We start from the raw sequence: 26,958 nt of genomic DNA on the forward strand, positions 1-26,958 counted from the left end.
GTTTTATTATTTAGTTGCTTTTTTCTTGTTGGCAACTGTTTTACGTTTTCCTTTTCTGGTCCTAGAGTTGTTCTTGGTACGTTGTCCCCTAAGTGGCAGTCCAGCTCTGTGACGAATTCCACGGTAACAACCGATGTCCATCAAACGTTTGATGTTCATCTGGGTCTCTGAGCGGAGCTCTCCTTCGATGGTGAAAGTGGAAACGGCGTCCCTGATCCTTCCGATCTCGTCATCGTTCCAGTCGGACACCTTGGTATCCTCACTTACCTGGGCCATCTTCAAAATCTCTTGCGCCCTGCTTTTACCTATTCCAAAAATATAGGTAAGTGAAATAACGCCACGCTTTTGTTTAGGTATATCTACACCTGCAATTCTTGCCATAACTACCCTTGTCTTTGTTTAAATCTAGGATTCTTTTTGTTGATTACGTACAATCTGCCTTTTCTGCGTACTATTATACACTCGGCACTCCTCTTCTTTATTGATGCTCTTACTTTCATCGTAATTAGTATCTATAAGTAATTCTTGCTTTTGTTAAATCGTATGGACTCATTTCCAACTTTACTTTGTCCCCTGGGAGCAATTTGATGTAGTGCATCCTCATTTTCCCGGAGATGTGCGCCGTTACAACATGCCCGTTTTCCAGTTCTACCCTGAACATTGCGTTTGACAATGCCTCAATGATAGTCCCGTCTTGTTCTATTGCTGACTGCTTTGCCATAGGGTTACGCTACTTTTCTGTTTTTTCCGGTTTTCATCAAGCCATCGTAGTGTCTGTTCAACAAATAGGAATTGACTTGTTGTACCGTATCAATGGCCACACCTACCATAATCAACAGTGATGTTCCACCGTAAAACAGGGCCCAGCCTGCCTGCACGTCCATCAATTTCACCACCACTGCGGGCAACACGGCCAACAGGGCCAAGAAAATAGATCCTGGCAAGGTGATCAATGACATGATCTTGTCCAAATAATCCCCAGTTTCTTTCCCTGGTCTGATACCGGGTATGAAACCACCACTTCTTTTTAGGTCATCGGCCATTTTGTTGGTAGGCACGGTGATGGCCGTATAGAAGTAGGTGAAGATTATAATCAATATAGCGAACAGGATGTTGTAGGCCAATCCGAAGATATCTGCGAACTGGACTTCCATCCACTGTCCCACTGCGGTATTGTTGAACGTTCTTCCCAACAAGCTTGGTGCGAACATAATCGCCTGGGCGAAAATGATGGGCATTACGCCGGAAGCGTTCAATTTCAATGGGATATACTGTCTAGCTCCCATGATGTTCTTTTCATAGCCTCCAGAAGCTGTTCTTCTGGCGTATTGTACAGGTATCTGTCTCACGGCCATGACCAAAAGTACGCTAGCCAAGATCACCAAGAACCATACGATAACCTCTATCAACATGAACATGATACCTCCAGTGTTGTTCGTGGTCCTGGAGATGAACTCCTGTACAAAGGACTGTGGCATGGTGGCAATGATACCGACCATGATCAACAGGGAAATACCGTTTCCGATACCTTTGTCCGTGATCTTCTCACCCAACCACATGGCGAACACACATCCGGTGACCAAGATCACTACAGCCGGGATGATGAAATCCAAACCTTTGCCCAAAATAAAGGCACTGTCCGGCACTCCCAATGCTCCAAGACCGTACAAATAGGCAGGGGCCTGGACAATACAGATACCGATGGTCAACCAACGTGTAATCTGGTTGATGGTCTTTCTACCGCTTTCCCCTTCTTTCTGCAATTTTTGCAGATAAGGGATGGCAATTCCCATCAACTGTACCACGATGGATGCAGAAATGTAGGGCATGATCCCCAATGCAAATACGGATGCATTGGCAAAAGCACCTCCTGTGAAAGCATTAAGAATCCCCAAAATACCCGAATCGGTTTGGGAGGCCAATTGGGCCAATTGGGCAGTATCAATACCGGGAAGCACGACCTGGGCACCAAAACGGTACACCAATAAAAGGCCGAGCGTAAGGATGATGCGCTGTCTCAACTCATCAATTTTCCAGATATTTGATATGGTCTCGATAAATTTCTTCATGCTATACGTACTTATAAACTTATTGCCTCACCTCCGGCAGCCTCGATGGCAGCTTTTGCGGAAGCACTAAATTTATGTGCAGAAACTTTTAGGGACGCTTTCAATTCTCCATTGCCCAAGATCTTCACCAAATCGTTCTTGTGCGCCAATCCGTTCTCGATCAAAGTGTCCAAAGTAACTTCGTTCTTCACACCGGCATTGTCCACCAATTCCTGAAGTTTAGCTAAGTTGACTGCTTTGTATTCCTTTCTGTTGACGTTCTTGAAACCAAACTTGGGAACCCTTCTTTGCAAAGGCATCTGACCTCCTTCAAAACCAATTTTCTTGGAATATCCAGATCTGGCCTTGGCTCCTTTGTGCCCACGGGTGGAGGTTCCTCCTTTTCCAGAGCCCTCTCCTCTTCCTACACGCTTTCCTTCTTTGTGAACAGCGCCTTCCGCTGGTTTAAGATTATGTAAATCCATGTGCCGTTATATTTTTAGGCTTCCTCTGTGGAAACCAAGTGTTTTACCTTATTTATCATTCCAAGGATATTAGGCGTTGCATCGTGTTCAACAACATGCCCGATCTTACGCAGTCCAAGGGCCTCCAAAGTCCTTTTTTGGTTCTGTGGCCTTTTGATGGCGCTCTTTACTTGTTTTACCTTAATCTTTGACATAATATCCTCTTGTTTATCCTTTAAAGACTTTTTCCAAAGAAATGCCTCTTTGTTTTGCCACGGTATCTGCACTCCTCAACTGCAATAGGGCATCAAAAGTTGCCTTTACCACGTTGTGGGGGTTGGACGATCCTTGTGACTTTGACAATACATCGTGTACACCGACTGCTTCGAGTACGGCCCTGACCGCACCACCTGCAATCACTCCGGTACCATGGGAAGCTGGTTGGATGTACACCTTTGCACCTCCGTACTTCCCTTTTTGTTCGTGGGGAAGTGTGGCCTTGTTCAAAGGAATACGGACCAAGTTCTTTTTGGCGTCCTCGATTGCTTTTGCAATAGCAGTTGCAACTTCTTTAGATTTGCCAAGACCATGTCCAACAACTCCGTTCTCGTCACCAACCACAACAATTGCAGAAAAACCGAAGGCCCTACCACCTTTTGTTACCTTGGTAACCCTTTGTACTCCTACCAAACGGTCTTTCAACTCCAGTCCACCTGGCTTAACAATCTCTACGTTCTTATAATTTTGGTACATAGCTCTTATTAGAATTTTAGTCCTGCTTCCCTAGCTCCTTCAGCCAATGATTTTACTCTTCCGTGGTATAGGTTTCCTCCCCTATCAAAGGCCACGGTCTCCACACCAAGCTTAAGGGCCTTTTCGGCAATGGCCTTACCAACGGCAGTGGCCACATCGGATTTGGATCCTTTGGCGTCAACACCTTTGTCCCTGGACGATGCAGCTGCAAGGGTAACCCCTTTGTTGTCATCGATCAACTGGGCATATATTTCCTTGTTGCTCCTGAAAACGGACAATCTTGGTCTTGCTTCAGTTCCGAAGGATACTTTGCGTATTCTTCTTCGGATGCGTAATTTTCTTTCAGTCTTAGATAATCCCATAGTCTTATATCATTAAGCTGATTTACCTGCTTTTCTTCTTAGTTGCTCACCCACAAACTTGATACCTTTTCCTTTGTAAGGTTCTGGCTTACGGAAGCCACGGATCTTGGCGGCCACTTGGCCCACCAATTGTTTGTCATGGGATGTTAGTTTCACGATAGGGTTCTTTCCCTTTTCGGAGATGGTCTCTATTTTCACCTCAGGAGCGATGTCCATGATGATGTTGTGGGAGAACCCTAGGGCAAGATCCAATTTCTGTCCTTGGTTGCTGGCCCTGTATCCAACGCCCACCAATTCCAATTCCTTGGTCCATCCTTTGGATACACCTTTGATCATATTGGCCACAAGGGCGCGGTATAGTCCGTGCTTTGCTTTGTGCTCTTTGGAATCCGATGGTCTTTCCACTACTACGGTCCCATCTTCAACCTTTACATCAACTTCCGAGAAATCCTGGGAAAGTTCTCCCAATTTTCCTTTTACGGTAACCACGGCATCCTTCACCTCTACGGTGACGCCATCTGGAACTGTAATTGGATTGTTACCTATTCTTGACATTTTTCTTCTCTTTTCTCTATTAATATACGTAGCACAATACTTCGCCACCAACGTTCTCCTGCTTGGCCTGCTTGCTGGTCATCACTCCGTGTGAAGTGGACACGATGGCAATACCCAAACCGTTCAAGACCCTTGGCAGTTCATCGGAACCTGTGTATTTACGCAGACCGGGCTTACTCACCCTTTGTAGCTTCTTGATAATGGGCTCCTTGGTGGATTTGTCGTACTTAAGGGCTATCTTGATGTTGCCCTGTACTTTGTCCTCCTCGAACTTGTAACTCAAAATATAGCCTTGATCGAACAATATTTTGGTAATCTCTTTCTTTAGATTGGAAGCGGGGATGTCCACTACCCTGTGACCTGCCTTATTGGCATTCCTAATTCTGGTCAGAAAATCTGAAATTGGATCTGTAAGCATTTCTTTTCTTTATCTAAATAATTACCAACTTGCCTTTTTAACTCCTGGAATCAAGCCCTTATTGGCCATTTCCCTGAACATCACCCTGGATATGCCGAATGTTCTCATATATCCTCTTGGTCTTCCGGTCAATTTGCAACGGTTGTGCAAACGTACGGGAGATGCATTCTTTGGCAACTTCTGAAGCGCCTCATAATCTCCGGCTTCTTTCAGTGCCTTTCTTTTCTCGGCATACTTCTCAACCATTTTTGCCCTTTTTCTTTCACGGGCTTTCATTGATTCCTTGGCCATACTAGTTCTTTTTAAAGGGTATTCCCAATTGGGTTAACAATGATTTTGCTTCTTTATCAGTATCGGCAGAAGTAACGAAGGTGATATCCATTCCATTGATCCTGTTGATCCTGTCTATGTTGATCTCTGGGAAGATGATCTGCTCGGTGATCCCTAGGTTGTAATTGCCCCTACCGTCGAAACCGGTGGCTTTCACTCCTTGGAAGTCACGTACCCTTGGAAGGGCTGTGGTAATCAATCTATCCAAAAATTCGTACATACGCTCTCCCCTAAGGGTCACTTTTGCCCCAATGGGCATTCCTTTTCTCAATTTAAAGGTAGCAACGTCCTTTTTGGAAATGGTGGCAACGGCTTTCTGACCTGTAATGTTGGTCAGTTCGTCCACAGCGTGGTCTATGAGCTTTTTGTCGGACACAGCGGCACCAACACCTCGGCTCACAACTATTTTTTCCAACTTTGGAACCTGCATTACGTTCTTGTAACCAAACTCATCGGTCAGCGCCTTGATCACACGCTCCTTGTATTCTTGCTTTAATCTTGGGATGTAACTCATGACTAAATTACTTCATTGGATTTTTTGGAGACCCTTACTTTCTTGCCATCCCTTACTTCATAACCTACCCTTGTGGCTTCGCCAGACTTAGGGTCGATCAAGGAAAGGTTGGAAATGTGTATGGGAGCTTCCTTTTTTGTTATGCCTCCTTGAGGGTTCTTTGCACTTGGCTTTTCGTGTTTGGACACCATATTGACGCCTTCCACGATGGCCTTGTTCTTTTCGCGGTCCACTACGAGCACTTTGCCTTCGCTACCTTTGTGGTCGCCAGCCGTGACTCTTACCGTATCCCCTGTTTTGATTTTCAACTTCATCTCTCTGATATTTCTTTTATAGCACTTCGGGCGCCAATGAAACAATCTTCATGAACTGTCTGTCCCTAAGCTCTCTTGCAACAGGACCAAAAACACGGGTCCCCCTCATCTCGCCAGCAGCGTTCAACAATACACAGGCGTTGTCGTCGAAACGGATGTAAGAGCCATCAGGTCTTCTTACTTCCTTTTTCGTCCGTACCACAACGGCCGTGGAAACAGAACCTTTCTTTACAGTACCATTTGGAGTTGCCTCCTTGACGGACACAACAATCTTGTCACCTAGGGAAGCATACCTTCTTTTGGTTCCTCCCAGTACGCGGATGGTCAAAACTTCTTTTGCACCTGTGTTGTCCGCAACCTTTAATCTTGATTCCTGTTGTACCATAATTATTTAGCTCTTTCAAGGATTTCGACCAATCTCCAGCATTTTGTTTTGCTCAATGGTCTTGTTTCCATTATTTTAACGGTGTCACCTTCGTTGCAATCGTTCTTCTCATCGTGGGCTACATACTTCTTGGTCTTCAAAACGAATTTCCCGTACATGGGGTGCTTCACTCGTTTTACCTCAGAAACCACAATTGATTTCTCCATTTTGTTGCTGGTAACAACGCCTATTCTTTCTTTTCTTAAATTTCTGTTTTCCATAAGGCAGAACCAATTATTGTAATTCCCTTTTTGTTAATTCAGTTGCAAGTCTTGCCACCGTCCTTCTGGTCTTTCTGATCTGTAAAGGATTTTCCAAAGGAGTAATGGCGTGTGCCATCTTAAGGTCGGCATGTTGTTTTTTCAACTCGACCAACTTCTCCTTTAGCTCTTCAATTGAAAGTTCTTTTATTTCTGATTGTTTCATCTTTCTTCTCCAATTAAAAAATTAGGCGGAATAATCCCTTGCTACGATAAATTTGGTCTTTACCGGCAACTTTTGTGCCGCTAGCCTCAATGCTTCCTTGGCAACATCCATGGGAACCCCGGCTACCTCGAACATGATCCTACCTGGCTTCACGATGGCCACCCAGTATTCCGGTGCACCTTTACCCTTACCCATACGAACCTCAAGGGGTTTCTTGGTGATGGGCTTGTCCGGGAATATCTTGATCCACAACTGGCCTTGTCTTTTCATATACCTAGTTGCAGCAATACGCGCAGCCTCGATTTGACGGGAAGTAATGAAATGCGAATCCATGGATTTGATACCGAACATTCCATTGGAAAGTTGGTGCCCCCTTTGGGATATACCTTTCATACGCCCCTTCTGGGTCTTACGAAATTTTGTTCTTTTTGGCTGTAACATCTTACCTTACTTTATCTTATTACTTTCTACGGCGTGGTTTTTTGCCACCTTCTTGTTTACCGCCTTTTGTTCCTTGGGCCTTGGACAATCCTACCAATGGGGAAAGTTCTCTTTTTCCATAGACCTCTCCTTTCATGATCCACACTTTGATCCCCAATCTACCATAGGTAGTGTGGGCTTCCTGCAATGCGTAATCCACATCGGCACGGAAAGTGGACAATGGAATCCTTCCTTCTTTGTAGGACTCGGAACGCGCCATCTCGGCACCGTTCAAACGTCCTGAGATCTGGATCTTGATTCCTTCGGCATTCATACGGATTGCAGCTGCAATCGCCATTTTGATGGCCCTTCTGTATGAAATCCTGCTCTCGATCTGTCTTGCCACACTGGCAGCGACCAAATTGGCATCAAGCTCCGGTCTCTTTATTTCATGGATATTGATCTGGACCTCTTTGTTGGTGATTTTCTTAAGCTCTTCCTTAAGCTTGTCCACCTCTTGTCCCCCTTTACCGATGATGATACCAGGTCTTGCCGTGGTAATGGTAATGGTGATCAGTTTCAAAGTCCTTTCAATGATTACTCTGGACACGCTGGCCTTGGCCAAACGTGCATGAACGTACTTTCTTATTTTGTCATCCTCAGCCAGCTTATCGCCGTAATCGTTTCCTCCGTACCAGTTGGATTCCCATCCTCTGATAATTCCTAAGCGATTTCCTATTGGATTGGTCTTCTGTCCCATATTCTATTTTCTAGCTTTGAACGTTGTTATTGGATTCCACGATCATGGTCACATGGTTGGAACGTTTTCTGATTCGGTGGGCCCTTCCTTGTGGAGCGGGTCTCAAACGTTTCAACATGGTTCCTCCATCCACTCGGATTTCCTTGATATAAAGATCCGCATCCTCGATGCTGGCGTCCTCATTCTTGGCTTCCCAGTTGGCAATGGCGGAAAGCAACAGCTTTTCCAGTTTCCTGGATGCCTCCTTGGAGTTGAACCTAAGGATGGCCAATGCCAATTCCACTTGTTTTCCCCTTACCAAGTCAGCTACCAAACGCATCTTTCTTGGAGATGTAGGGCAATTGTTAAGCTTTGCAATAGCAAGTTGCTTTTTTTCTTCCTTTAACCTTTCGGCCATTTGTCTTTTACGAACTCCCATAGCTTACTTACTTTTTACCTTTGTTTTTGGCTCCTGCGTGACCTCGGAAAGATCGCGTAGGTGAAAATTCTCCAAGTTTGTGTCCCACCATGTTCTCAGTAACATACACGGGAACGAATTGTTTTCCGTTGTGTACCGCGATGGTCTGTCCCACAAAATCCGGGGTTATCATAGAGGCCCTAGACCATGTTTTGATAACTGTTTTCTTACCTGATTCTATATTACCTTGGACTTTCTTCTCCAAGCTATGATGAACGTATGGTCCTTTTTTTAATGAACGTGCCATTTCCTTTTTCTTTTATTTCTTTCTACGTTCGATGATATATCTATTGGTATCCTTGGTCTTGGAACGGGTCCTGTAACCTTTTGCAGGAATACCGTTTCTAGATCTTGGGTGACCTCCGGAAGCCCTTCCTTCACCACCACCCATTGGGTGATCGACAGGGTTCATGGCTACTGGTCTTGTTCTTGGTCTTCTACCCAACCATCTGCTTCTACCAGCTTTACCGGACACCAACAATTGGTGGTCGGAGTTGGAAACCGCTCCGATGGTGGCCAAACAAGTGGCCAAGATCATACGGGTCTCTCCAGAAGGAAGCTTAATGGTAACGAATTTACCGTCCTTCGCCATCAACTGGGCAAAGGTACCGGCACTACGTGCCATAATGGCTCCTTGACCTGGTCGAAGCTCGATACAGGAAATAATGGTTCCCAATGGAATCTCACCCAAAGGCAAGGCATTTCCAATTTCAGGGGCAGAACCGGTACCAGAAGTAATCTTTTGGTCCACCTGCAACCCATTCTGGGCAATCACATATCTTTTCTCACCATCAGGATACTCCACCAAGGCGATGAATGCAGTTCTGTTGGGATCGTACTGGATAGAGGCCACTGTGGCATCCACTCCCTGCTTGTCCCTTTTGAAATCGATGATACGATATCTTCTCTTATGACCTCCACCCCTATGGCGCATGGTCATTTTTCCTTGACTGTTCCTACCACCTGTCTTTTTTAACGGAGCAAGCAAGCTTTTCTCCGGCTTATCAGTAGTGATCGCGTCAAATCCGTTCACTACTCTAAAACGCTGACCAGGGGTTATCGGTTTTAATTTTCTAACTGACATCTCTCGTCTTTATAGATTACTGTAAAAATCAATGATATCACCTTCGGCAACATCTACGATCGCCTTTTTCATGGCATTGGTCTTACCATGCTGGATACCCGTTTTTGTATAGCGGCTCTTGCGGGTAGGACCATAGTTCATGGTCCTGACCTTTTCCACTGAAACACCATAAGTAGCCTCTACCGCTTCTTTGATCTCCAACTTGTTGGCCTTGGGCTCAACATAGAAACCATAGCGATTGAAAAGCTCGCTGTCAGCGGTCATTTTTTCCGTAATGATCGGTTTTATCAACACACTCATGATGCTCTTATTTCTTTAGATTCGATTCAATTCCTTCCAAAGCACTCTCGGTCAATACTAGACTTTTAGCGTTAACTATACTGTAAGTATTTAATTGTGAGCTGGTTACAACTTCGGAGCGTTCCAAATTACGCGACGACAAATATACGTTATTATTTGTATCACCCAACACTATCAGGGACTTTTTATTGTCGATGCCCAAAGATGTAAGGAAAGCAACAAAATCCTTGGTCTTTGGTGCTTCGAAGTTGAAGTCTTCCACAACCACCAAAGCGTTCTCTTTGGACTTGAGGCTAAGTGCCGATCTTCTGGCCAAACGCTTAAGTCCTTTGTTCAGCTTTTGGGTGTAGTCTTTTGGTCTTGGACCGAAGATTCTACCTCCGCCCCTGAAAACTGGGGACTTGATGCTACCGGCCCTTGCGGTACCAGTACCTTTTTGCTTTTTGATCTTACGGGTACTTCCTGCAACCTCGGCTCTTTCCTTGGCTTTGTGCGTACCTTGTCTCTGATGGGCCAAATACTGCTTCACATCCAAATAAATGGCATGCTGATTGGGCTCTATCGCAAAAACGTCGTCAGAAAGGTCTACCTTTCTTCCGGTTTCTTTTCCGTTGATATCTAAAACTGCTACCTTCATTATTGCCACCTTTGAATAGTTACATATGCATTTTTATGGCCAGGCACACATCCTTTTACAACCAAAAGGTTTTTTTCTGGAACCACTTTCAACACTCTCAAGTTTTGGACCGTTACACGATCACCACCCATTCTACCGGCCATTTTCATTCCTTTGAAAACACGGGCCGGGTATGACGCGGCACCGATGGAACCGGGAGCCCTCAACCTGTTGTGCTGACCGTGGGTCGCTTGACCTACACCACCAAAACCATGGCGCTTGACAACACCTTGGAATCCTTTTCCTTTGGATGTGCCGACAACGTCAACAAACTCACCCTCCATGAAAATATCGACACCAACGGTATCGCCCAATTTGTATTCTCCTTCAAATCCTTGGAATTCGATGACTTTTTTCTTGGGAGAAGCACCTGCTTTTTTGAAGTGACCTGTTTCGGCCTTGTTAGCACGTTTTTCTGCCTTGTCATCGAAACCTAGTTGAAGGGCACTGTACCCGTCCACCTCTTCGGTTCTGACTTGGGTAACCACGCATGGCCCAGCTTCAAGAACGGTACATGGAATGTTCTTTCCATTCTCGTCGAAGATGCTGGTCATACCGATTTTTCTACCTATTAACCCAGACATATTTATAATTATTAATTGTTTACTTTTTTAATTGCGCCAATTTCTCGGCAAAAAAATTGGGTCAAGAAAAGAATTCTGCTCTGACCCAGATTTTTTTCTTTCTCCGTTTTTCCCTGACCATCGTCAGAGACATGTTTATGCTGAACCTTTTTCAGCATCTTTTCATTAAGACACTTCGGCTTCGCTCAGTGTTTGTTCGGCTACGACTTTCTGGCCTTCAGAAAGTCAAGTCCTCATCAAACCTTGATCTCAACCTCAACGCCACTGGGAAGCTCAAGCTTCATAAGGGCGTCGATGGTCTTTGACGAAGAGCTATAGATATCCAACAATCTCTTGTAAGAGCTCAATTCGAACTGCTCCCTTGATTTTTTGTTCACGTGGGGTGAACGCAAAACGGTGAATATCTTCTTGTTGGTGGGCAACGGAATGGGTCCAGTCACCACAGCACCAGTTGTCTTTACTGTTTTCACGATCTTCTCAGCAGATTTGTCCACCAAATTGTGATCGTAAGACTTCAATTTTATTCTGATTTTTTGACTCATCTTGCTGAATTATTAAGCGGTTACTCCTTTAGCTGCCTTGATTACTTCCTCTGCAATATTGGAAGGAGTTTCTGCATAGTGTGAAAATTCCATGGTGGATGTTGCCCTACCTGAGGACAAGGTCCTCAACGAGGTCACATATCCGAACATTTCCGAAAGGGGAACCTCAGCTTTGATCACCTTGGCACCGGCTCTATCGTCCATGTTGTTCACTTGACCCCTTCTACGGTTCAAGTCACCTACGATATCACCCATGTTTTCCTCGGGCGTAAGAACCTCCAATTTCATGATAGGCTCCATCAACACCGCCCTAGCTGCTTTGGCCGCAACTTTGTAACCAAGTCTTGCTGCCAATTCGAACGACAATGAATCGGAATCCACAGGGTGGAAAGATCCATCCTTAAGGGTAATCTTCATACTGTCCATCTCAAATCCAGCCAAAGGTCCGTTCTTCATAGCCTCCCTGAAACCTTTCTCCACGGCAGGAACATATTCCTTAGGAATGTTACCACCTTTGATTTCATTGGAGAACACAAGACCCACTTTTCCTTCTTCAGCAGGCTCCATGGTGAATACGATATCCGCAAACTTACCACGACCACCGGTCTGTTTCTTGTAAACCTCCCTGTGATCTGCTTTGGCAGTAAGGGCCTCTTTGTATTCCACTTGAGGTTGACCTTGGTTTACCTCCACTTTGAACTCACGACGAAGACGATCGACAATGATATCCAAGTGAAGCTCACCCATACCTGAAATGATGGTCTGTCCAGAAGCTTCGTCGGTTTTCACCTGGAAGGTTGGATCCTCTTCAGCCAATTTGGCCAAAGCCATACCCATTTTATCCACATCAGCCTTTGTTTTGGGCTCAACAGCAATACCGATTACGGGATCGGGGAACTGCATGCTCTCCAATACGATCGGGTGCTTTTCATCAGAAAGGGTATCACCCGTTTTGATGTCCTTGAACCCAACAGCAGCACCAATATCACCTGCCTCGATGAACTCGATGGCATTTTGCTTGTTGGCGTGCATTTGATAGATCCTAGAGATACGCTCCTTGTTACCTGAACGGTTGTTCAAGACATAGGAACCTGCATCCAAACGACCTGAGTATGCCCTGAAGAATGCCAAACGTCCCACAAAAGGGTCAGTGGCAATCTTGAACGCCAAAGCTGCAAATGGCTCTTTGGGGTCCGGCTTTCTTTTTTCTTCTTTTTCCGTATCTGGATTGGTACCGATGATGGCCTCTTTATCCAATGGAGAAGGCAAGTAACGGCAAACAGCATCCAAAAGGAACTGAACACCTTTGTTCTTGAAAGATGAACCACAGATCATCGGGATGATCGCCCTGTCCATAACAGCGGCACGCAAAGCGGCATGCACTTCTTCTTCGGTGATGGAATCTTCATCTTCGAAGAATTTCTCCATCAAGTTCTCATCATATTCGGCAACAGCCTCGATCAAAGCTGCCCTGTATTCCTTCACTTCATCCTGCATATCAGCAGGGATATCAATCACATCAAAAGTGGAACCGAAGTTCTCATCATGCCAAACAATGGCTCTGTTCTTCACCAAGTCAACGATTCCTTTGAAGTCAGCCTCGTCACCGATCGGCAATACGATCGGCACGGAGTTGGAACCCAACATTTCACGAACCTGCTTGCACACGTTCAGGAAATTGGAACCTTGACGGTCCATTTTGTTCACAAACCCGATACGTGGCACTTTATAGTTATCGGCCAACCTCCAGTTGGTCTCGGACTGTGGCTCAACACCATCAACAGCACTGAACAAGAACACCAACCCATCCAATACACGAAGGGAACGGTTTACCTCAACGGTAAAGTCAACGTGCCCGGGGGTATCGATGATATTAAAATGGTATCCTTTGGTATCAGGTGTAGGTTGTGCGTTTTCCAAAGGAAACTGCCAAGTACAGGTGGTAGCGGCAGAGGTAATGGTGATACCACGCTCCTGCTCCTGCTCCATCCAGTCCATAGTGGCCGCACCATCGTGCACCTCACCAATTTTATGACTCACACCTGTATAGAAAAGAATACGTTCTGTAGTAGTTGTTTTCCCAGCATCGATGTGAGCTGCAATACCTATATTCCTTGTATATTTTAAATCTCTTCCCATTGTACTGATTAGAATCTAAAGTGTGAGAATGCTTTATTGGCCTCGGCCATTTTGTGTGTATCTACTCTTTTCTTCACTGCCGCACCTTCTTCCTTGGCTGCAGCCAAAATCTCAGCGGCCAATTTTTGGGCCATGGATTTCTCATTACGCTTTCTGGAGTAATTGATCAACCACTTCATGGCAGTGGATATTTTTCTGTCAGGACGGATCTGCATCGGAATCTGGAAGGTAGCACCCCCAACCCTTCTACTGCGGACCTCAACGTGGGGCATTACATTGGAAAGGGCATCTTTCCAAAGCTCCAAGGCCGTCTTCTCATCATCCGTCTTTTTCTCGTCAACGATATCGATCGCATCATAGAAAATCTTGAATGCAATCGACTTTTTACCATCCCACATCATCATGTTCACAAAACGTGTCACAAGCTGATCGTTAAATCTTGGGTCTGGCAACAATGGTCTTTTCTTTGCCTGCTTTTTTCTCATCGCTTCTTCTTAAAGTTGATTACTTTTTAGGACGCTTAGCACCATATTTCGAACGACGCTGTGTTCTACCGGCAACACCGGCAGTATCCAACGCACCGCGAACGATATGGTATCGAACACCAGGCAAATCCTTTACTCTTCCGCCCCTTACCAATACTATCGAGTGCTCTTGGAGGTTGTGACCTTCACCAGGGATGTAAGCATTTACCTCTTTACCGTTGGTCAACCTTACCCTAGCAACTTTACGCATTGCAGAGTTTGGTTTCTTCGGCGTAGTGGTGTACACACGCGTACAAACCCCTCTTCGTTGAGGACACGAATCCAAAGCAGCCGATTTACTCTTCTTGGTAATTGTGGCCCTTCCTTTTCGTACTAATTGTGAAATTGTTGGCATTAAATTTCTTTTAAAAACTGAATAACCCCCATTTTGAGGGCTGCAAATGTAGTGATATTTCGGAATAATTCAAATCCTTGCAGGTTAATTTTACTGGAGAAGAGAAAAATATTCCAACAAACCCAAAGAACAGACTTCATTAGTTACTCGTCCCGAATTTTACATATATATTAGGTATAAGAATAGTAGATTTAGATTTGAGTTGAAATTACCTTAATTAAAATCATGGGACCACATCACACAATACTTCAGAAAATGATGGTTAAAAAGCACACTAGGAATTTTCACAAAAAACCAAACAGGACACACCCCTTATTTGCATTAAAATCAATTGTACCCCCTCCAAATTACAGACTCATCAATCAATATTAAACATTTTACACTTATTGCATTTAACACCCCCTTCTTAAAGATTTAATAAAATTAGTTTGGATTATTAACATGAAATTATGACTTTCGCAATCAGCTAATTCAAATAATTCAACAATGAAAACAAAACTTAATGGATTGTTAACGCTATTATTGGCGTTTGTTGTGCATATATCCTTTGCACAGGACAAAACGATCACGGGTACAGTCACGGATGTCAACGGCCTCCCACTGCCTGGGGTCAATATTGTCGTTGAAGGGACCACCACTGGTACCCAAACAGATTTTGACGGAAACTATACGATCAATGCAAGTCAAGGTCAAACGTTACTTTTTACCTATATAGGGCAAAAATCCGTAAGAACCATCATAGGGGCTTCAAACACCGTGAACGTGCAAATGGAGGATGACACCCAGGCTCTTGAAGAGGTTGTTGTAACCGCACTTGGTATTTCCAGGGAAAAGAAATCCTTGGGCTATGCCACTCAGGAAATTGAAGGTGACCAAGTGAACACTGCCAAGGATCAAAACTTCGTCAATTCTCTTTCTGGCAAGATAGCTGGTCTTGATATCAAGAAAAGTTCCACAATGGGAGGTTCTGCGAATGTTATCATTAGGGGATATGCGTCCATAACCGGAAACAACCAAGCCTTATTTGTGGTAGATGGTGTTCCGTTAAGCAATGAAACTTTCAACTCCACTTCACAACAAGGTGGGGGAAATGGCTATGATTATGGTAATGCCGCCAGCGATATCAACCCTGATGATATTGCGAGCATCAACGTATTGAAAGGCTCTGCCGCTACAGCTCTATATGGATCAAGGGCCGCTAATGGGGTAATCATTATTTCCACCAAAAAAGGAGCAAAAAGACAAGGTTTGGGTGTTTCAATAACAAGTTCCGTGAATGTTGGAAAGTATGATAAATCCACTTTCGCCGAATTTCAAAATGAATATGGTCAAGGTTATGGTCCTTTCTATGGAGCCGGCTATATAGATTCTATTGATGTGGATGGAGACGGCATAGAAGACGTGACCCCTCCCACTGGTGAAGATGGTTCTTTTGGTTTGGCATTTGATCCAAACTTATTGGTTTACCAATGGGATTCTTATTACCCACAATTGGGATCTTACCTTAAACCACGCCCATGGGTAGCACCCGAACACGGTCCAGAATATTTTTTTCAAACCAGTGTTACAAGCTCGCAGAACATCGCCATCAGCCAAGGTTTTGAGAGGGGAAGCCTAAGGATGAGCTACACCAGATTGGACCAAACAGGTATTTTACCAAACAGTAAGATAGGCCGCCACACCTTGGATTTGGTTGGCACAATGGATTTGAATGACAAAATAACCATTACAGGTAAAGCTACCTATACTAAAAATTCAGGTCTTGGCCGTTACGGAACAGGTTATGATGCTGAAAACATAATGACAAACATGAGGCAATGGTGGGCAAATAGCACTGATCTTAAAGAACAAAGAGATGCATATTTTGCTACAGGTCAAAACATTACTTGGAACCCTTCAGGACCGAACAGTTTAAGCCCTAAATATTGGGACAACCCTTATTGGACAAGATATGAAAACTACAATACTGATGAACGTAACCGTTTGTTCGGCTACGCCACAATTTCATATGACCTTACCGATTGGGTGGAAGTTTTCGCACGCGCCACAGTGGATAGTTATGGCGAAATAAGGGAAGAAAGGAACAATGTTGGAAGTGTGGACACTTCCCAATACACCCGTAGAAACATTAATTTTGCCGAATACAACTACGACCTATTTTTAAATTTCAACAAAGACCTCTCTGACAAGATAGGAATTGCCGGAGTACTGGGTACCAACTATAGGCAAACAAAGACAAACAGAATAACTGCGGCAACTGACGGAGGGTTAAAATTAGAAGGCCTCTATGCACTGTCCAACTCGGTTAATCCAATTGTTTTTGGTGCTGACTCTGAATTCGATGCTGATGTACGCGTTGTTGGCGTATTTGGCAATGTTAGTTTGGATTATGATGACACCTTATTTTTGGAAGGATCAATAAGAAATGATACTTTTTCCACTCTTCCTGATGGGGACAACAGCTTCTATTACCCTGCAATTTCCGCAAGTTTTGTTTTTTCAAACCTCTTTGATAGCAGCTTTTTGAGTTTTGGTAAATTAAGGGCCGGTTATGCCGAAGTAGGCAACGGAGCAACATCATATCAATTACTGAACACCTTTAATCCAATTGCTGGTTTCGGAGGTGCAACATTATATTCCAACCCAGGGACCTCCAATAATCCTCTACTGAAAGAAGAAAGAACAGAAAGTAAAGAAATTGGATTGGAAATGAACTTCTGGAACAGAAGACTAGGTTTTGATGTTTCTCTTTACGAACAGGTAACTAGCGATGCCATTATTCCTGTGGAAATTAGCCCAGCAACAGGTTTTACCAACACCGTGGTTAATTCAGCTCAAGTTTCAAACAAAGGTATAGAGGCACAATTGTATTTCACCGCACTTAAGTCTGATTCCTTTTCATGGAGTACCGACATCAACTTCTCAACATATAAAAGTGAAGTACTGGATTTATTCCAAGATTCTCAGAATATATTGGTCAACAGTTTCTTTGGGGTTAGCTTGAATGCTGCCAAAGGTGAAGCGTATGGAACCATTAAAGGTACTGATTATGTGTATTTGAATGGCCAAAAAGTAGTAGGTGAAGATGGTAATTACCTTAAGACAGATTCAAACCAAGTGGTATTGGGCGATATCAACCCTGATTGGAAGGCTGGTATCTCCAACACATTCAAATACAAAGATTTGAGCTTAAGCTTTTTGATAGACATTCAAGAAGGTGGAAGTGTTTTTAGTGGGGATACTTATTTTGGAATGGCCACTGGTATTTATCCTGAAACTGCCGGTCTCAATGATTTGGGCAACCCGGTACGTGACCCCGTCACCAATGACAATACCAGTGGGGGTATAATTCTACCTGGTGTTAAGGAAGATGGAACACCCAACGATATAAGAGGAGATTTTACCACATATGAAAATCCTTATGGCAGATACGGCAATGCTCCTGATGCACAATTCATATATGATGCGTCCTACATCAAGTTAAGAGAGGTCACTCTTGGATATTCCCTTCCTGCAAAAATCATTAAGAACCTACCATTTACTGGCCTTACCATTACGGCTGTTGGCCGAAATCTATGGATTATCGACAAAGATTTGCCCTATGCAGACCCAGAACAAAGCTTTGGTGCTGGCAATGTACAAGGATTCCAAATCGGGGCATACCCCTCTGTCAAGGAATATGGTTTTAACATCAAACTGGAATTTTAATTAAAAATTATGAGAAAGATATTCATATTAGCTGCAGCTTTTGGGCTTGTTCTGCAAAGTTGCACAGAAGATATAACCGACTACAATAATGATCCCAAGTTACCTACTGCGGTTCCACCAGCAACTTTGGTGGCCAATGCCGAGAAAAACTTGGCGGACAGGATTACGACCATAAGTGGCTCCAATGTTTTTAGACTTTGGGCCCAGTTATGGGGCCAGGCGACGTACGTGGATGAATCCAATTATTTGATCATAGGCAGGGACCCATCCCAAGCTTATTGGACAACTTATTATAACAATGTCATAAATGATTTAAATTCCGCAAAAGAATTAATCAATGCCGATGAAAACTTGCTTCCCCAAACAAAGGCAAACCAATTGGCCATCATCGAGGTCATACAAGTGTACACCTTTCAACATTTGGTGGACATGAACGGCAATGTTCCTTATAGTGCAGCTGCCGACATAACCAATCTTTTCCCTGTCTACGATGATGCAGAAACCATCTATATGGATTTAATCGCAAGAATTTCAGCGGCCCAAGCTGCATTGGCTAGTGGTGGAGAATCTTTTGGTTCGAGCGATATATTTTACGGAGGCGATGTTACGGCTTGGAGAAAATTGGCCAATTCGGTAAAACTAAGACTTGGAATGCGTTTGGCCGATTTCAATTCCTCAGTTGCCTCAACAGTTGTAAGCGAGGCCGTCAGTGCCGGGGTGTTCACATCAAATGCCGACAACACCATAATAGCGTATGAGTCTGCCCCAACTGCAAACAATAATCCCTTGTACAATTTGTTCGAAATCAACAATAGAAGAGAGGACTATATTGCTCCCAAGACTATTGTAGATGTCCTATTGGATCTAAACGATCCAAGGATAGATGACTATTTTGCCGACAATTTAGACCCCTATGTTGGAGGGCCAGTAGGTGGAAATAATTCATATGCCAATTATACCCATTTGAATTTTGACATTGTCGGTGACCCCACTTACCCTGGTTCTATCATGGATTATGTTGAAGTAGCTTTCTTTTTGGCCGAAGCAGTTGAAAGAGGCTACATTTCAGGTGATGCTGAAACTTACTACAATTCAGGAATTCAGGCTTCCATTCTATATTATGGAGGAACACAGGCCGAGGTCGATGCGTATTTGGCACAACCATCTGTAGCGTACAATACTGCAGAAGGAGACTACAAACAAAAAATCGGAACCCAAAAGTGGATTTCGTTGTTCAATCGCGGTTTTGAAGCTTGGACAGAGTACAGAAGATTGGATTGGCCAGAACTGGTTTTATCCGACCAAACCCAGCAACCCGTTCCTTTGAGAATGATTTACCCCGTCAAGGAACCTGCTGTCAATGGGGCCAATTATGATGATGCTGCATCTGCAATTGGTGGAGATGATTTATATACTCCAATTTTCTGGGATGTCAATTAATTAAAACAATAAAAAAGTTTTGTGAAAGCCCGATTATATTTATCATAAATCGGGCTTTTCATTTATGCACGAAGTCTGTGCAATTCTTTTCCTTCACCCAATTTTGACACCTTTTGAACCTTCCAGTGTCTTCATTCTGTGGAACATTCTTATATTTGATAGCCTAGAGCCGACGATATGTTTGCCCCAAAAATTTTAGTATTCTACATATTATTCCTTTTAGGCCTACAAAGCCTATTTTCACAAAGGGAGGCATCAATATGGTATTTCGGTAATAAAGCGGGTTTAGACTTCAATAGCGGATCACCAGTTTCTTTATTAGACGGGTTATTGGAAACACACGAAGGTTGTTCAACAATTTCAGATAGAAATGGCAATTTATTGTTTTATACAGATGGTGTCAATGTTTGGGATAAGTCGCACAAGTTAATGCCAAATGGCACTGGTTTGCTTGGCCACGAGTCAAGTACCCAATCTGCAATTATTGTCCCAAGAGCGGGATACAACAACACACAATACTATATTTTTACCACTGATGACCCCGACCCCAAAGACACTCCCAACTATGGCCTTAACTACTCTTTGGTCGACCTTACATTGAACAATGGTTTTGGCGATGTTGTCCCTAAAGAAAAAAATGTGCATCTCATCACCTATCACCCAGAAAATGATTTAGAGAATAAATACAAGTGCTCTGAAAAAATAACCGCAGTACAGCACAATGATGAATCTTCAATTTGGGTAATAACACATTTTGTCAATTCGTTTTATGCCTTTAAAGTAGATAGCAACGGCGTGACCAAGACACCTGTCATAAGTGCAACAGACACAAAAGCCCCAGTGGAAGGTTATAAACAAAATGGTGTTGGATACCTTAAGGTTTCCCCCAATGGAAAAAAAGTTGGTGTAGCCCATAGTCAAACAAGTTATTCCGAGCAAACAGGGCCAAAAACTCAAAATAAACAAACAGGAAAAGTACTGATATATGATTTTGATTCCACAACAGGTCAAATAACCAATGAGACCTCTCTTCTGAGCAATATGATACCATATGGCTTAGAATTCTCACCAAAAACGACCAAACTGTATGTTTCCATCAATATTTATGACAAAGATGGCGACCCAAATGGAAGTTCCCTTCTACAATTTAACCTTTTGGCCGGTAACATTGGAAACTCTAAAGAAGAAATCATCACATCATCCAATACGGCAGGCGCCCTTCAATTGGCAATGGATGGTAAAATATATAGGGCAGGTTACCCTATAAATAGCTCTGGGACAACTCTTTCAGTCATCAATAATCCTGAGGCAAAGGGAACTTCTTGCAATTACCAATCAAATACAATTTCATTGGGAGGAAGAACTTCAGAATTGGGCCTTCCCCCATTTGTGCAATCATTTTTCATTTTCAAATTTGAATACAAAAATGTTTGCCTTGGTGATGAAACAGAATTCACCATTCTTGACGATGCCCCTTTTGATTCCATAAAATGGGATTTTGGTGATGGAGAAACATCAACGGAAGAATCTCCAAAGCACATCTACCAACAACCTGGAAATTATTCGGTAACCCTCACTAAATATATCGATGGAAATGCTTTGGATCCCTTAACCAAGGAGATTACCATTTTTGATGCTCCGTCGACCCCTTCTGAAATTGTTGAATACTATCAATGTACTGAAAATACAGATTCCAATGGCCTCGCTACTTTTAACCTCAATTTGATAAACCCTATTGTTAGTTTAGATATTGATCAGGTTACCAATGTTTATTATTATAACGATTTAGCAACTGCCCAACAAGATGTCTCAAATTCGAATTCACTTCCAAACATCTATACCAATAGTGCTGCCGACGAGATCTTAATAGCCAAGGTCCATAATCCAATAAGCGATTGTTATGCATTTGCCCAAGTTCGCCTTAAAGTAAAGCAAACCCTTACCATAAACGGCCCTGTTTTGCCAGGTTGTGATATAGGAAGTGGTAAGGGAGAATTTAATCTGTATATATATAGTCTTCTTATACGGAATCAATATAATTTGCCCAATAACACAGATATCAGGTTCTATAGCAATCAAAATGATGCACTGCTGGGAAGGGGAAATTATCTCCCCGATTCATATATTTCCCCAAACAGAATTTTGTACATGAGGATAGATCAGGAGAGTATATGTTACGGTCTCGGACAATTTAGTCTGGACGTTCAGAGTATGGAGGTCCCGTTCCAAGAAGATGCAGTTTATTTATGCGCCGACAATAATGAAATAGAGGCGGTAGATATATTTTCTGGAGTCCCTACATATGATCATGGCAATTACTCCTTTTTTTGGTCCTCTGGAGAATCAACCCCTTCCATTAAAGTCAACACGCCCGGAACATATACCGTGACCATAACCAATAACATTGGCTGCAGTGTAGAAAGAGAGATAGTTGTTCTTGCCGTTGATCCCCCCAAAATAGAAAACATAAAAATCTCCAATGACAGGGTAGAGATAATCACCGATGTAAATGGAAGTCATGAATATGCAATAGGGGATATTTCTGGGCCATACCAATCAAGCAACATATTTACAGATGTCCAGACCGGCACAACCGATATATATGTGCGAAACCTTCAAGATTGCGGGATAGCATCCAAAGAAATATCCATCGTAAGCTATCCAAAGTTCTTTACCCCAAATGGTGACTTTATAAATGATTTATGGCAGATCAATTTCAATAGCACGGATTCGTATTCTTTAATTGAATCACCTATTTTTATTTTTGATAGGTATGGCAAGCTTTTGATGCAATTAGACCCTCTTTCAAATGGGTGGGATGGCACTTTAAATGGAAAACCACAGATATCCAACGATTACTGGTTTAAAGTTACACTGTCAAACGGAAAAGAACTTAAAGGACATTTTGCGTTAAAAAGGTAAAATTTTAACAAGAACTCATTTAGACTTTTTGGTTCTGAACTTTTTAGGGCCAGCACGATGAAAGATAGGTAGTTGAACCCTTTCCAGCTTTCGGTTGTGGTGTCGAACCTATTGAGCAGTGAACGGAAGCTGTCCATCCATGCATTGGTGCGCTCTATCACATATCTTTCATCATATGGTTCCCGATCAAAATATTCGTCCCTCTCCACGTTGCCGTTCCTTTTGTTGAAGCAAATGTTGGCACTTATTTCCTTGGCGGCACAGGCCGACCTGAAATCCTTGAAATCATAACCAGCATCCGCATTGAGGAACAGCCCCCTCGACATTTATCCCGGAACTTTCAAGTGTTGCCGTGACCACCTCGAACTGCACCTCTATGTCGTAGAGGTCGTTGTGGTTGCCCGCCACGGGCTCCGACATGGCTAATGGCAATCCCTGCCTATCGGCCAGATATAGTGCATTGGTGGTCTTTCTGCGCTTGCGGCCCTGATACTCCACGCCCTGTCCGCCCCTTGGGGCGGGAGTGTGGCTACCGTCAAGGTCCACGCTGGAAAGGTCCAGCCTGTCCCGGCATTTTTCAAGTATGCCCGTCCAACATCGGTGAAAAGTGCCCGATAGGCACCATTTCCTGAAATGATGGTAAACACCTTGCCCAAGTCAATGCCCTTGCCGAAAAAAGTGAGGTTACGGGCAGGTATCCCCATTGCACGCCCGTCTTCATCTTGTAAAGGACGGCATTGACAATCTCGGAGAGCGCGACCCTAGGTGGAAAACCGCGTCTTGGCATCGGTATATTGGGCACTATTTCCATTTCTATGATATCTTTGTCGAGTACTTTGTACATGGGCTATGGGGTTTGGGTGTTGCAACACAAATATCCGTAGCCCTATCTTTCGATCCAAAAAAAGTCTAAATCACCTCTATAATTGGATTGGGCCAAAAAAACTTGGCCCACCCCTTTTCGAGAAAAGAACATCTATCCGTCACGGAGACTGTTTAGTGCTTCAATTCGAGTAAAGCCCATATCTACCCGAGAAATCAGACTATCCAAAATCCCAACGGACACCTAGAAACCATATGTTCCATTTGTCAATGCAGCAATCAAAATTGAAGTGACAACCTTAAATACGGAAATCCTTAAAAGGATTAACTCCCTACCACTGTTCACCGCCCACTGATTTTTAATCAAATCTTACCCATCCAAATTAAGAATATATCAATCAAAATAGACCATTTTAAGGTTATCTTATTTAACCACAAAATCTTAAATATTTTATAAAATTAGTTTGGATTGTTAACATTATTTTAGGATTTTAGTAATAGCTAATTCAAATAATTTAACAATGAGAACAAAACTTAATGGATTGTTAACGCTATTATTGGCGTTTGTTGTGCACATATCCTTTGCACAGGACAAAACGATCACAGGTACGGTCACGGATGCCAATGGCCTCCCGCTACCTGGGGTCAACATTGTCGTTGAAGGGACCACTAGCGGTACCCAAACAGATTTTGACGGAAACTATGCTATCACTGCTCGTCAAGGTCAAACACTGCTCTTTACTTACTTAGGTCTAAAAGCCACAAGCAGAACAGTTGGTTCAAGCGATGTAATCAATGTCCAGATGGAAGAAGATGCACAAGCACTGGATGAGGTAGTTGTTACGGGCGTAGCTGGCGCCACAAGCGTCAAAAAACTTTCGGTCACTGTTGCCAAAGTCAGTGCTGATGAGTTGCAGAATGTTCCTGCTGCATCTGCCGCCAATGCCCTGCAAGGAAAAGTATCAGGAGTTACAGTAACAAATCTTGGACGCCCAGGTCAGGGTGCCAATATCATACTTAGAGGCGCAAAAAACCTTTTTGGTTCTCAAAGTCCTTTAGTTATTGTTGACGGTGTATTTGTTGAAGGTGGACTTGCCGATATCAACGTTGACGACATAGAATCCTTTGAAATTGTAAAGGGTGCCTCTGCATCTTCACTATATGGGTCAAGGGCTGGTAACGGTGTAATCGTAGTAACCAGCAAAAAGGGAAAAGCAGGAAGAACCCAAGTAACTATAAGGTCGGAAGTGGGATTTTCAGAACTTGGAACTAAAATGGACATTAACAAATCACACCACTATGCCCTTGCTTCCGATTTTGCCGATTATGAAGGCCTGTTCACCAAGTATGCTGGAGTGGCTTATCCTGATGGATATCAAGGGGTAAGAGTTCCACAAGTTGTTGGTGCAAGAATACAGGAAGATGATTTATACTCTGATAATCCTTATGGGGTATATTACGATTTCCAAGATGAGTTCTTCAGGAAAGGCATAAACCAAACGCTATACACTTCAGTTTCTTCCGGAAGTGAAAATGCCCAAACCTTCTTTTCGTATGAGCATACGGAAAACGAAGGTATTTTAATAGAAACTGAAGGATATGCGCGTAACAGCTTTAGGCTAAATACAGACTTCAAAATCAATGATTGGCTTAAACTATCAGCATCAAATCTTTTTGTCAAAACAAAAGACTATGTCCCCACAGGCGATAATGGCATATATAGGTCAGCCACTCGTGTAAGTCCAGACGCTAATGTTTATGCAAATAACCCAGATGGACAGCCATACTATTACTATCCCGACCAATGGTCGTCCGAGGTGACCAACCCGTTGTACTACCTTAGCACCTACAATCGCTTAGCAAGACAGCAAAGGTTTTTAGGAGGGTACAATTTGAATATCAAACTTGCAGATTGGATAAATTTGGACTCTGAGTATTCCTTTGAAAAAAGGGATTACCGCTATACCACATATAGGCCTTATGAAACTTATACCTCTTCGGGAGATGCGCTTGGCTTTGGATACTCCAAAGGATCTCTTACCAAATATTCATCCTATGGATTGTCACAAAAAGCCCAGTTTACGGCAAATATAGCCCAGACATGGGGCGACTTGAACTTAAAGTCAAAACTCAGTTTCTTGATGGAAGATAGGTACTTCGAAGACTATAGTGCCTCTGGTTATGACTTTCTTTACAAGGACCTACCAACCCTCGACAATTTTGACACATCGACCATTTCATCCTCTTCAGACAGTCAAACCGAACGTGCAAAGAACTTCTTTGCCATTGTTGGCTTAGATTATAAAGATAGATACATCATCGATGGAATGTTCAGATATGACGGCTCATCTCTTTTTGGAATAAATGAAAAATGGGCCCCATATTATCGTGTTTCAGGAGCATATAGAATTTCAGAAGATTTCCCTATCAATGGGATAAATGAACTTAAAATACATGCTTCATATGGCACTTCTGGTCAACGACCAGGGTTTGATTGGCAGTATGAACAAACCGAAATTACAAATGGCAGTCTTTCCACGGATAGGTTAAAGGGTAATCCAGACTTGAAACCTTCCAGAACTTCAGAATTCGAAGCAGGTATAAACATTGACTTTTTAGATAACAGATTCAGGCTGGAAGCCAACTATTCGAAATCCGAAACAGAAGACCAATTCATGAAGGTCGATTTGTTTTCTCCTGCCAATGCGGGTAAAAACAAGCAATGGCAAAATGTTGGCACCGTTTCATTTGACACATACGAGGCCACATTACAAATTGATGCTATTAAAAATGAAACCACAAACTGGACTCTTGGTTTCAATTTTGCCACTACTAAAAATGAAATCGAGGAACTTGCCGTTGCCTCAATGAAAGTAGGACCAGACGATCTTTTTTACATAACCGAAAATGAAGAGTTTGGAAGCATGTATGGAAGGTCGTTCGTTACCTCTCTACAACAAATGGAAGCACAACTCGATGATGGTCAAAACATATCGGACTATGCTGTCAATGCTGATGGTATTGTTGTATTAGCTTCAACAATTGGGACTGCAGACGAAGCAGGGATAATCAAATTAAATGAGGATGGATCAGTGGCTTACGAAAAAATCGGTAACCAAAATGCAGATTTCCAATTGGGAATTACCTCCAATTTCACATACAAAAATTTCGGTTTTTATATGCTTTGGGATTGGAAACAGGGAGGTGATGTGTACAACCGCAATTATCAATGGAATACTATTGACCTCAGGAGTTCTTTAGTAGATCAGGCTGGCAAACCGGCTAGCGAAAAGAAAACCACAACTTATTATGCTTCGCTTTATGATGTAAACCAAAATAATGCATTCTGGGTAGAGGACGGAACTTTTGTAAAACTCAGAGAAGTTTCCCTTTCATACACTTTGGACAAAAAAATCTTGAGCAGCGTAGCCAGCGGTTTTTTCGATTCCATCAGATTTAGCTTGATCGGTCGTAACCTATTGACCATTACAGACTATAAGGGTTGGGATCCGGAAGTGGCCCAATATGACAGTGAAACATTGCAGTATTATTCTGTTGATTATGGTGTTTATCCTGTACAAAGAGCATATTCATTATCACTACAATTTAAATTTTAA

At 43.1% G+C, this 26,958-nt stretch carries 32 protein-coding genes and 1 pseudogene; 4 read left to right on the forward strand and 29 right to left on the reverse strand.

Annotated elements, in window-relative coordinates:
- Positions 1–6 precede the first annotated feature (6 nt).
- From rpsM to rpsL, 28 genes are all read right to left on the reverse strand, one after another.
- Positions 7–381 (reverse strand): 30S ribosomal protein S13, encoded by a 375-nt coding sequence (gene rpsM, locus SD450_RS02120; protein WP_072881268.1) that lies wholly within the window; start codon positions 379–381, stop codon positions 7–9.
- 2 nt (positions 382–383) lie between these two features.
- Entirely contained in the window at positions 384–500 is a 117-nt protein-coding gene (gene ykgO / locus SD450_RS02125; RefSeq protein WP_014166264.1) for a type B 50S ribosomal protein L36, read from the reverse strand.
- A 5-nt stretch (positions 501–505) separates the two neighbouring features.
- Complete coding sequence (gene infA / locus SD450_RS02130) at positions 506–721, reverse strand: translation initiation factor IF-1 (protein WP_008239515.1); 216 nt, start codon at positions 719–721, stop codon at positions 506–508.
- Between the two features lie 4 nt (positions 722–725).
- Positions 726–2,069: a preprotein translocase subunit SecY gene (secY, locus tag SD450_RS02135; protein ID WP_318343000.1), complete on the reverse strand. Its 1,344-nt coding sequence runs from the start codon at positions 2,067–2,069 to the stop codon at positions 726–728.
- An 11-nt stretch (positions 2,070–2,080) separates the two neighbouring features.
- Positions 2,081–2,533 carry a 50S ribosomal protein L15 gene (gene rplO, locus SD450_RS02140; RefSeq protein ID WP_318343001.1) on the reverse strand — a complete coding sequence of 151 codons (453 nt, stop codon included), beginning with the start codon at positions 2,531–2,533 and terminating at the stop codon, positions 2,081–2,083.
- Positions 2,534–2,547: 14 nt separating this feature from the next.
- Positions 2,548–2,727, reverse strand: a complete 180-nt coding sequence (rpmD, locus tag SD450_RS02145; protein WP_072881262.1) for a 50S ribosomal protein L30 — start codon at positions 2,725–2,727, stop codon at positions 2,548–2,550.
- Between the two features lie 13 nt (positions 2,728–2,740).
- A complete protein-coding gene (gene rpsE / locus SD450_RS02150; protein ID WP_072881260.1) occupies positions 2,741–3,265 on the reverse strand; it encodes a 30S ribosomal protein S5 in 525 nt (174 codons plus the stop codon).
- Between the two features lie 8 nt (positions 3,266–3,273).
- A complete protein-coding gene (gene rplR, locus SD450_RS02155) occupies positions 3,274–3,627 on the reverse strand; it encodes a 50S ribosomal protein L18 (RefSeq protein ID WP_318343002.1) in 354 nt (117 codons plus the stop codon).
- Between the two features lie 12 nt (positions 3,628–3,639).
- Positions 3,640–4,182: a 50S ribosomal protein L6 gene (gene rplF, locus SD450_RS02160; RefSeq protein ID WP_318343003.1), complete on the reverse strand. Its 543-nt coding sequence runs from the start codon at positions 4,180–4,182 to the stop codon at positions 3,640–3,642.
- 19 nt (positions 4,183–4,201) lie between these two features.
- Positions 4,202–4,600, reverse strand: a complete 399-nt coding sequence (gene rpsH / locus SD450_RS02165) for a 30S ribosomal protein S8 (RefSeq protein WP_318343004.1) — start codon at positions 4,598–4,600, stop codon at positions 4,202–4,204.
- Between the two features lie 21 nt (positions 4,601–4,621).
- Positions 4,622–4,891, reverse strand: a complete 270-nt coding sequence (gene rpsN / locus SD450_RS02170; RefSeq protein WP_318343005.1) for a 30S ribosomal protein S14 — start codon at positions 4,889–4,891, stop codon at positions 4,622–4,624.
- A gap of 1 nt (position 4,892) precedes the next feature.
- Positions 4,893–5,444, reverse strand: coding sequence for a 50S ribosomal protein L5 (gene rplE / locus SD450_RS02175; protein WP_072881249.1), 552 nt, complete (start codon positions 5,442–5,444; stop codon positions 4,893–4,895).
- A gap of 2 nt (positions 5,445–5,446) precedes the next feature.
- Positions 5,447–5,758: a 50S ribosomal protein L24 gene (gene rplX / locus SD450_RS02180; RefSeq protein WP_318343006.1), complete on the reverse strand. Its 312-nt coding sequence runs from the start codon at positions 5,756–5,758 to the stop codon at positions 5,447–5,449.
- Positions 5,759–5,774: 16 nt separating this feature from the next.
- Positions 5,775–6,143 carry a 50S ribosomal protein L14 gene (gene rplN, locus SD450_RS02185; RefSeq protein WP_072881245.1) on the reverse strand — a complete coding sequence of 123 codons (369 nt, stop codon included), beginning with the start codon at positions 6,141–6,143 and terminating at the stop codon, positions 5,775–5,777.
- 2 nt (positions 6,144–6,145) lie between these two features.
- A complete protein-coding gene (rpsQ, locus tag SD450_RS02190; RefSeq protein ID WP_014032003.1) occupies positions 6,146–6,403 on the reverse strand; it encodes a 30S ribosomal protein S17 in 258 nt (85 codons plus the stop codon).
- Positions 6,404–6,416: 13 nt separating this feature from the next.
- A complete protein-coding gene (rpmC, locus tag SD450_RS02195) occupies positions 6,417–6,608 on the reverse strand; it encodes a 50S ribosomal protein L29 (protein WP_072881243.1) in 192 nt (63 codons plus the stop codon).
- A gap of 21 nt (positions 6,609–6,629) precedes the next feature.
- The gene (gene rplP, locus SD450_RS02200; RefSeq protein WP_151891325.1) at positions 6,630–7,049 is read right to left on the reverse strand and encodes a 50S ribosomal protein L16; all 420 of its coding nucleotides are present in this window, start codon (positions 7,047–7,049) and stop codon (positions 6,630–6,632) included.
- A 19-nt stretch (positions 7,050–7,068) separates the two neighbouring features.
- On the reverse strand, positions 7,069–7,788 hold the full coding sequence (gene rpsC / locus SD450_RS02205) for a 30S ribosomal protein S3 (protein ID WP_072881240.1): 720 nt from the start codon (positions 7,786–7,788) through the stop codon (positions 7,069–7,071).
- A 10-nt stretch (positions 7,789–7,798) separates the two neighbouring features.
- Entirely contained in the window at positions 7,799–8,206 is a 408-nt protein-coding gene (gene rplV, locus SD450_RS02210) for a 50S ribosomal protein L22 (protein ID WP_108423770.1), read from the reverse strand.
- A gap of 7 nt (positions 8,207–8,213) precedes the next feature.
- Positions 8,214–8,492: a 30S ribosomal protein S19 gene (gene rpsS, locus SD450_RS02215; protein WP_151891326.1), complete on the reverse strand. Its 279-nt coding sequence runs from the start codon at positions 8,490–8,492 to the stop codon at positions 8,214–8,216.
- Between the two features lie 12 nt (positions 8,493–8,504).
- On the reverse strand, positions 8,505–9,329 hold the full coding sequence (gene rplB / locus SD450_RS02220; RefSeq protein ID WP_318343007.1) for a 50S ribosomal protein L2: 825 nt from the start codon (positions 9,327–9,329) through the stop codon (positions 8,505–8,507).
- Between the two features lie 9 nt (positions 9,330–9,338).
- Positions 9,339–9,629 (reverse strand): 50S ribosomal protein L23, encoded by a 291-nt coding sequence (gene rplW, locus SD450_RS02225; RefSeq protein WP_072881232.1) that lies wholly within the window; start codon positions 9,627–9,629, stop codon positions 9,339–9,341.
- A 7-nt stretch (positions 9,630–9,636) separates the two neighbouring features.
- Positions 9,637–10,266 (reverse strand): 50S ribosomal protein L4, encoded by a 630-nt coding sequence (gene rplD / locus SD450_RS02230; RefSeq protein WP_318343008.1) that lies wholly within the window; start codon positions 10,264–10,266, stop codon positions 9,637–9,639.
- Positions 10,266–10,889 carry a 50S ribosomal protein L3 gene (gene rplC, locus SD450_RS02235; protein WP_072881227.1) on the reverse strand — a complete coding sequence of 208 codons (624 nt, stop codon included), beginning with the start codon at positions 10,887–10,889 and terminating at the stop codon, positions 10,266–10,268. The genes rplD and rplC overlap by 1 nt, the downstream gene beginning before the upstream one ends.
- A 236-nt stretch (positions 10,890–11,125) precedes the next feature.
- On the reverse strand, positions 11,126–11,431 hold the full coding sequence (gene rpsJ / locus SD450_RS02240) for a 30S ribosomal protein S10 (protein ID WP_010519396.1): 306 nt from the start codon (positions 11,429–11,431) through the stop codon (positions 11,126–11,128).
- 12 nt (positions 11,432–11,443) lie between these two features.
- Positions 11,444–13,570: an elongation factor G gene (gene fusA, locus SD450_RS02245; RefSeq protein WP_318343009.1), complete on the reverse strand. Its 2,127-nt coding sequence runs from the start codon at positions 13,568–13,570 to the stop codon at positions 11,444–11,446.
- A gap of 8 nt (positions 13,571–13,578) precedes the next feature.
- Complete coding sequence (gene rpsG, locus SD450_RS02250) at positions 13,579–14,055, reverse strand: 30S ribosomal protein S7 (protein WP_318343010.1); 477 nt, start codon at positions 14,053–14,055, stop codon at positions 13,579–13,581.
- A gap of 19 nt (positions 14,056–14,074) precedes the next feature.
- The gene (gene rpsL, locus SD450_RS02255; RefSeq protein ID WP_013305196.1) at positions 14,075–14,449 is read right to left on the reverse strand and encodes a 30S ribosomal protein S12; all 375 of its coding nucleotides are present in this window, start codon (positions 14,447–14,449) and stop codon (positions 14,075–14,077) included.
- A gap of 486 nt (positions 14,450–14,935) precedes the next feature.
- Between rpsL and SD450_RS02260 the strand changes: the two genes are divergently transcribed.
- The 3 genes from SD450_RS02260 to SD450_RS02270 all read left to right on the forward strand — a co-directional run bounded on the left by SD450_RS02260 (position 14,936) and on the right by SD450_RS02270 (position 22,519).
- Positions 14,936–18,157 (forward strand): SusC/RagA family TonB-linked outer membrane protein, encoded by a 3,222-nt coding sequence (locus SD450_RS02260; RefSeq protein ID WP_318343011.1) that lies wholly within the window; start codon positions 14,936–14,938, stop codon positions 18,155–18,157.
- 9 nt (positions 18,158–18,166) lie between these two features.
- The gene (locus SD450_RS02265) at positions 18,167–19,597 is read left to right on the forward strand and encodes a SusD/RagB family nutrient-binding outer membrane lipoprotein (RefSeq protein ID WP_318343012.1); all 1,431 of its coding nucleotides are present in this window, start codon (positions 18,167–18,169) and stop codon (positions 19,595–19,597) included.
- A gap of 177 nt (positions 19,598–19,774) precedes the next feature.
- Positions 19,775–22,519, forward strand: a complete 2,745-nt coding sequence (locus SD450_RS02270) for a T9SS type B sorting domain-containing protein (protein ID WP_318343013.1) — start codon at positions 19,775–19,777, stop codon at positions 22,517–22,519.
- 26 nt (positions 22,520–22,545) lie between these two features.
- On the opposite strand, the pseudogene SD450_RS02275 reads toward SD450_RS02270, so the two are convergent.
- Positions 22,546–23,363 (reverse strand): annotated as a pseudogene (locus SD450_RS02275) (IS5 family transposase); the annotation flags it as partial.
- Between the two features lie 499 nt (positions 23,364–23,862).
- Here SD450_RS02275 and SD450_RS02280 point away from each other — a divergent pair.
- Entirely contained in the window at positions 23,863–26,958 is a 3,096-nt protein-coding gene (locus tag SD450_RS02280; protein ID WP_318343014.1) for a SusC/RagA family TonB-linked outer membrane protein, read from the forward strand.

Origin of the sequence: Flagellimonas baculiformis (assembly GCF_033441575.1) — a bacterium.
Classification (GTDB): Bacteria; Bacteroidota; Bacteroidia; order Flavobacteriales; family Flavobacteriaceae; genus Flagellimonas; species Flagellimonas baculiformis.

Bases quoted from the DNA above. Each gene is read 5' to 3' on its own strand.
- rpsM (WP_072881268.1), bottom strand. From the start codon at position 381: ATGGCAAGAATTGCAGGTGTAGATATACCTAAACAAAAGCGTGGCGTT.
- ykgO (WP_014166264.1), bottom strand. From the start codon at position 500: ATGAAAGTAAGAGCATCAATAAAGAAGAGGAGTGCCGAGTGTATAATA.
- infA (WP_008239515.1), bottom strand. From the start codon at position 721: ATGGCAAAGCAGTCAGCAATAGAACAAGACGGGACTATCATTGAGGCA.
- secY (WP_318343000.1), bottom strand. From the start codon at position 2,069: ATGAAGAAATTTATCGAGACCATATCAAATATCTGGAAAATTGATGAG.
- rplO (WP_318343001.1), bottom strand. From the start codon at position 2,533: ATGGATTTACATAATCTTAAACCAGCGGAAGGCGCTGTTCACAAAGAA.
- rpmD (WP_072881262.1), bottom strand. From the start codon at position 2,727: ATGTCAAAGATTAAGGTAAAACAAGTAAAGAGCGCCATCAAAAGGCCA.
- rpsE (WP_072881260.1), bottom strand. From the start codon at position 3,265: ATGTACCAAAATTATAAGAACGTAGAGATTGTTAAGCCAGGTGGACTG.
- rplR (WP_318343002.1), bottom strand. From the start codon at position 3,627: ATGGGATTATCTAAGACTGAAAGAAAATTACGCATCCGAAGAAGAATA.
- rplF (WP_318343003.1), bottom strand. From the start codon at position 4,182: ATGTCAAGAATAGGTAACAATCCAATTACAGTTCCAGATGGCGTCACC.
- rpsH (WP_318343004.1), bottom strand. From the start codon at position 4,600: ATGCTTACAGATCCAATTTCAGATTTTCTGACCAGAATTAGGAATGCC.
- rpsN (WP_318343005.1), bottom strand. From the start codon at position 4,891: ATGGCCAAGGAATCAATGAAAGCCCGTGAAAGAAAAAGGGCAAAAATG.
- rplE (WP_072881249.1), bottom strand. From the start codon at position 5,444: ATGAGTTACATCCCAAGATTAAAGCAAGAATACAAGGAGCGTGTGATC.
- rplX (WP_318343006.1), bottom strand. From the start codon at position 5,758: ATGAAGTTGAAAATCAAAACAGGGGATACGGTAAGAGTCACGGCTGGC.
- rplN (WP_072881245.1), bottom strand. From the start codon at position 6,143: ATGGTACAACAGGAATCAAGATTAAAGGTTGCGGACAACACAGGTGCA.
- rpsQ (WP_014032003.1), bottom strand. From the start codon at position 6,403: ATGGAAAACAGAAATTTAAGAAAAGAAAGAATAGGCGTTGTTACCAGC.
- rpmC (WP_072881243.1), bottom strand. From the start codon at position 6,608: ATGAAACAATCAGAAATAAAAGAACTTTCAATTGAAGAGCTAAAGGAG.
- rplP (WP_151891325.1), bottom strand. From the start codon at position 7,049: ATGTTACAGCCAAAAAGAACAAAATTTCGTAAGACCCAGAAGGGGCGT.
- rpsC (WP_072881240.1), bottom strand. From the start codon at position 7,788: ATGGGACAGAAGACCAATCCAATAGGAAATCGCTTAGGAATTATCAGA.
- rplV (WP_108423770.1), bottom strand. From the start codon at position 8,206: ATGGGAGTTCGTAAAAGACAAATGGCCGAAAGGTTAAAGGAAGAAAAA.
- rpsS (WP_151891326.1), bottom strand. From the start codon at position 8,492: ATGGCACGTTCATTAAAAAAAGGACCATACGTTCATCATAGCTTGGAG.
- rplB (WP_318343007.1), bottom strand. From the start codon at position 9,329: ATGTCAGTTAGAAAATTAAAACCGATAACCCCTGGTCAGCGTTTTAGA.
- rplW (WP_072881232.1), bottom strand. From the start codon at position 9,629: ATGAGTGTGTTGATAAAACCGATCATTACGGAAAAAATGACCGCTGAC.
- rplD (WP_318343008.1), bottom strand. From the start codon at position 10,266: ATGAAGGTAGCAGTTTTAGATATCAACGGAAAAGAAACCGGAAGAAAG.
- rplC (WP_072881227.1), bottom strand. From the start codon at position 10,889: ATGTCTGGGTTAATAGGTAGAAAAATCGGTATGACCAGCATCTTCGAC.
- rpsJ (WP_010519396.1), bottom strand. From the start codon at position 11,431: ATGAGTCAAAAAATCAGAATAAAATTGAAGTCTTACGATCACAATTTG.
- fusA (WP_318343009.1), bottom strand. From the start codon at position 13,570: ATGGGAAGAGATTTAAAATATACAAGGAATATAGGTATTGCAGCTCAC.
- rpsG (WP_318343010.1), bottom strand. From the start codon at position 14,055: ATGAGAAAAAAGCAGGCAAAGAAAAGACCATTGTTGCCAGACCCAAGA.
- rpsL (WP_013305196.1), bottom strand. From the start codon at position 14,449: ATGCCAACAATTTCACAATTAGTACGAAAAGGAAGGGCCACAATTACC.
- SD450_RS02260 (WP_318343011.1), top strand. From the start codon at position 14,936: ATGAAAACAAAACTTAATGGATTGTTAACGCTATTATTGGCGTTTGTT.
- SD450_RS02265 (WP_318343012.1), top strand. From the start codon at position 18,167: ATGAGAAAGATATTCATATTAGCTGCAGCTTTTGGGCTTGTTCTGCAA.
- SD450_RS02270 (WP_318343013.1), top strand. From the start codon at position 19,775: ATGTTTGCCCCAAAAATTTTAGTATTCTACATATTATTCCTTTTAGGC.
- SD450_RS02280 (WP_318343014.1), top strand. From the start codon at position 23,863: ATGAGAACAAAACTTAATGGATTGTTAACGCTATTATTGGCGTTTGTT.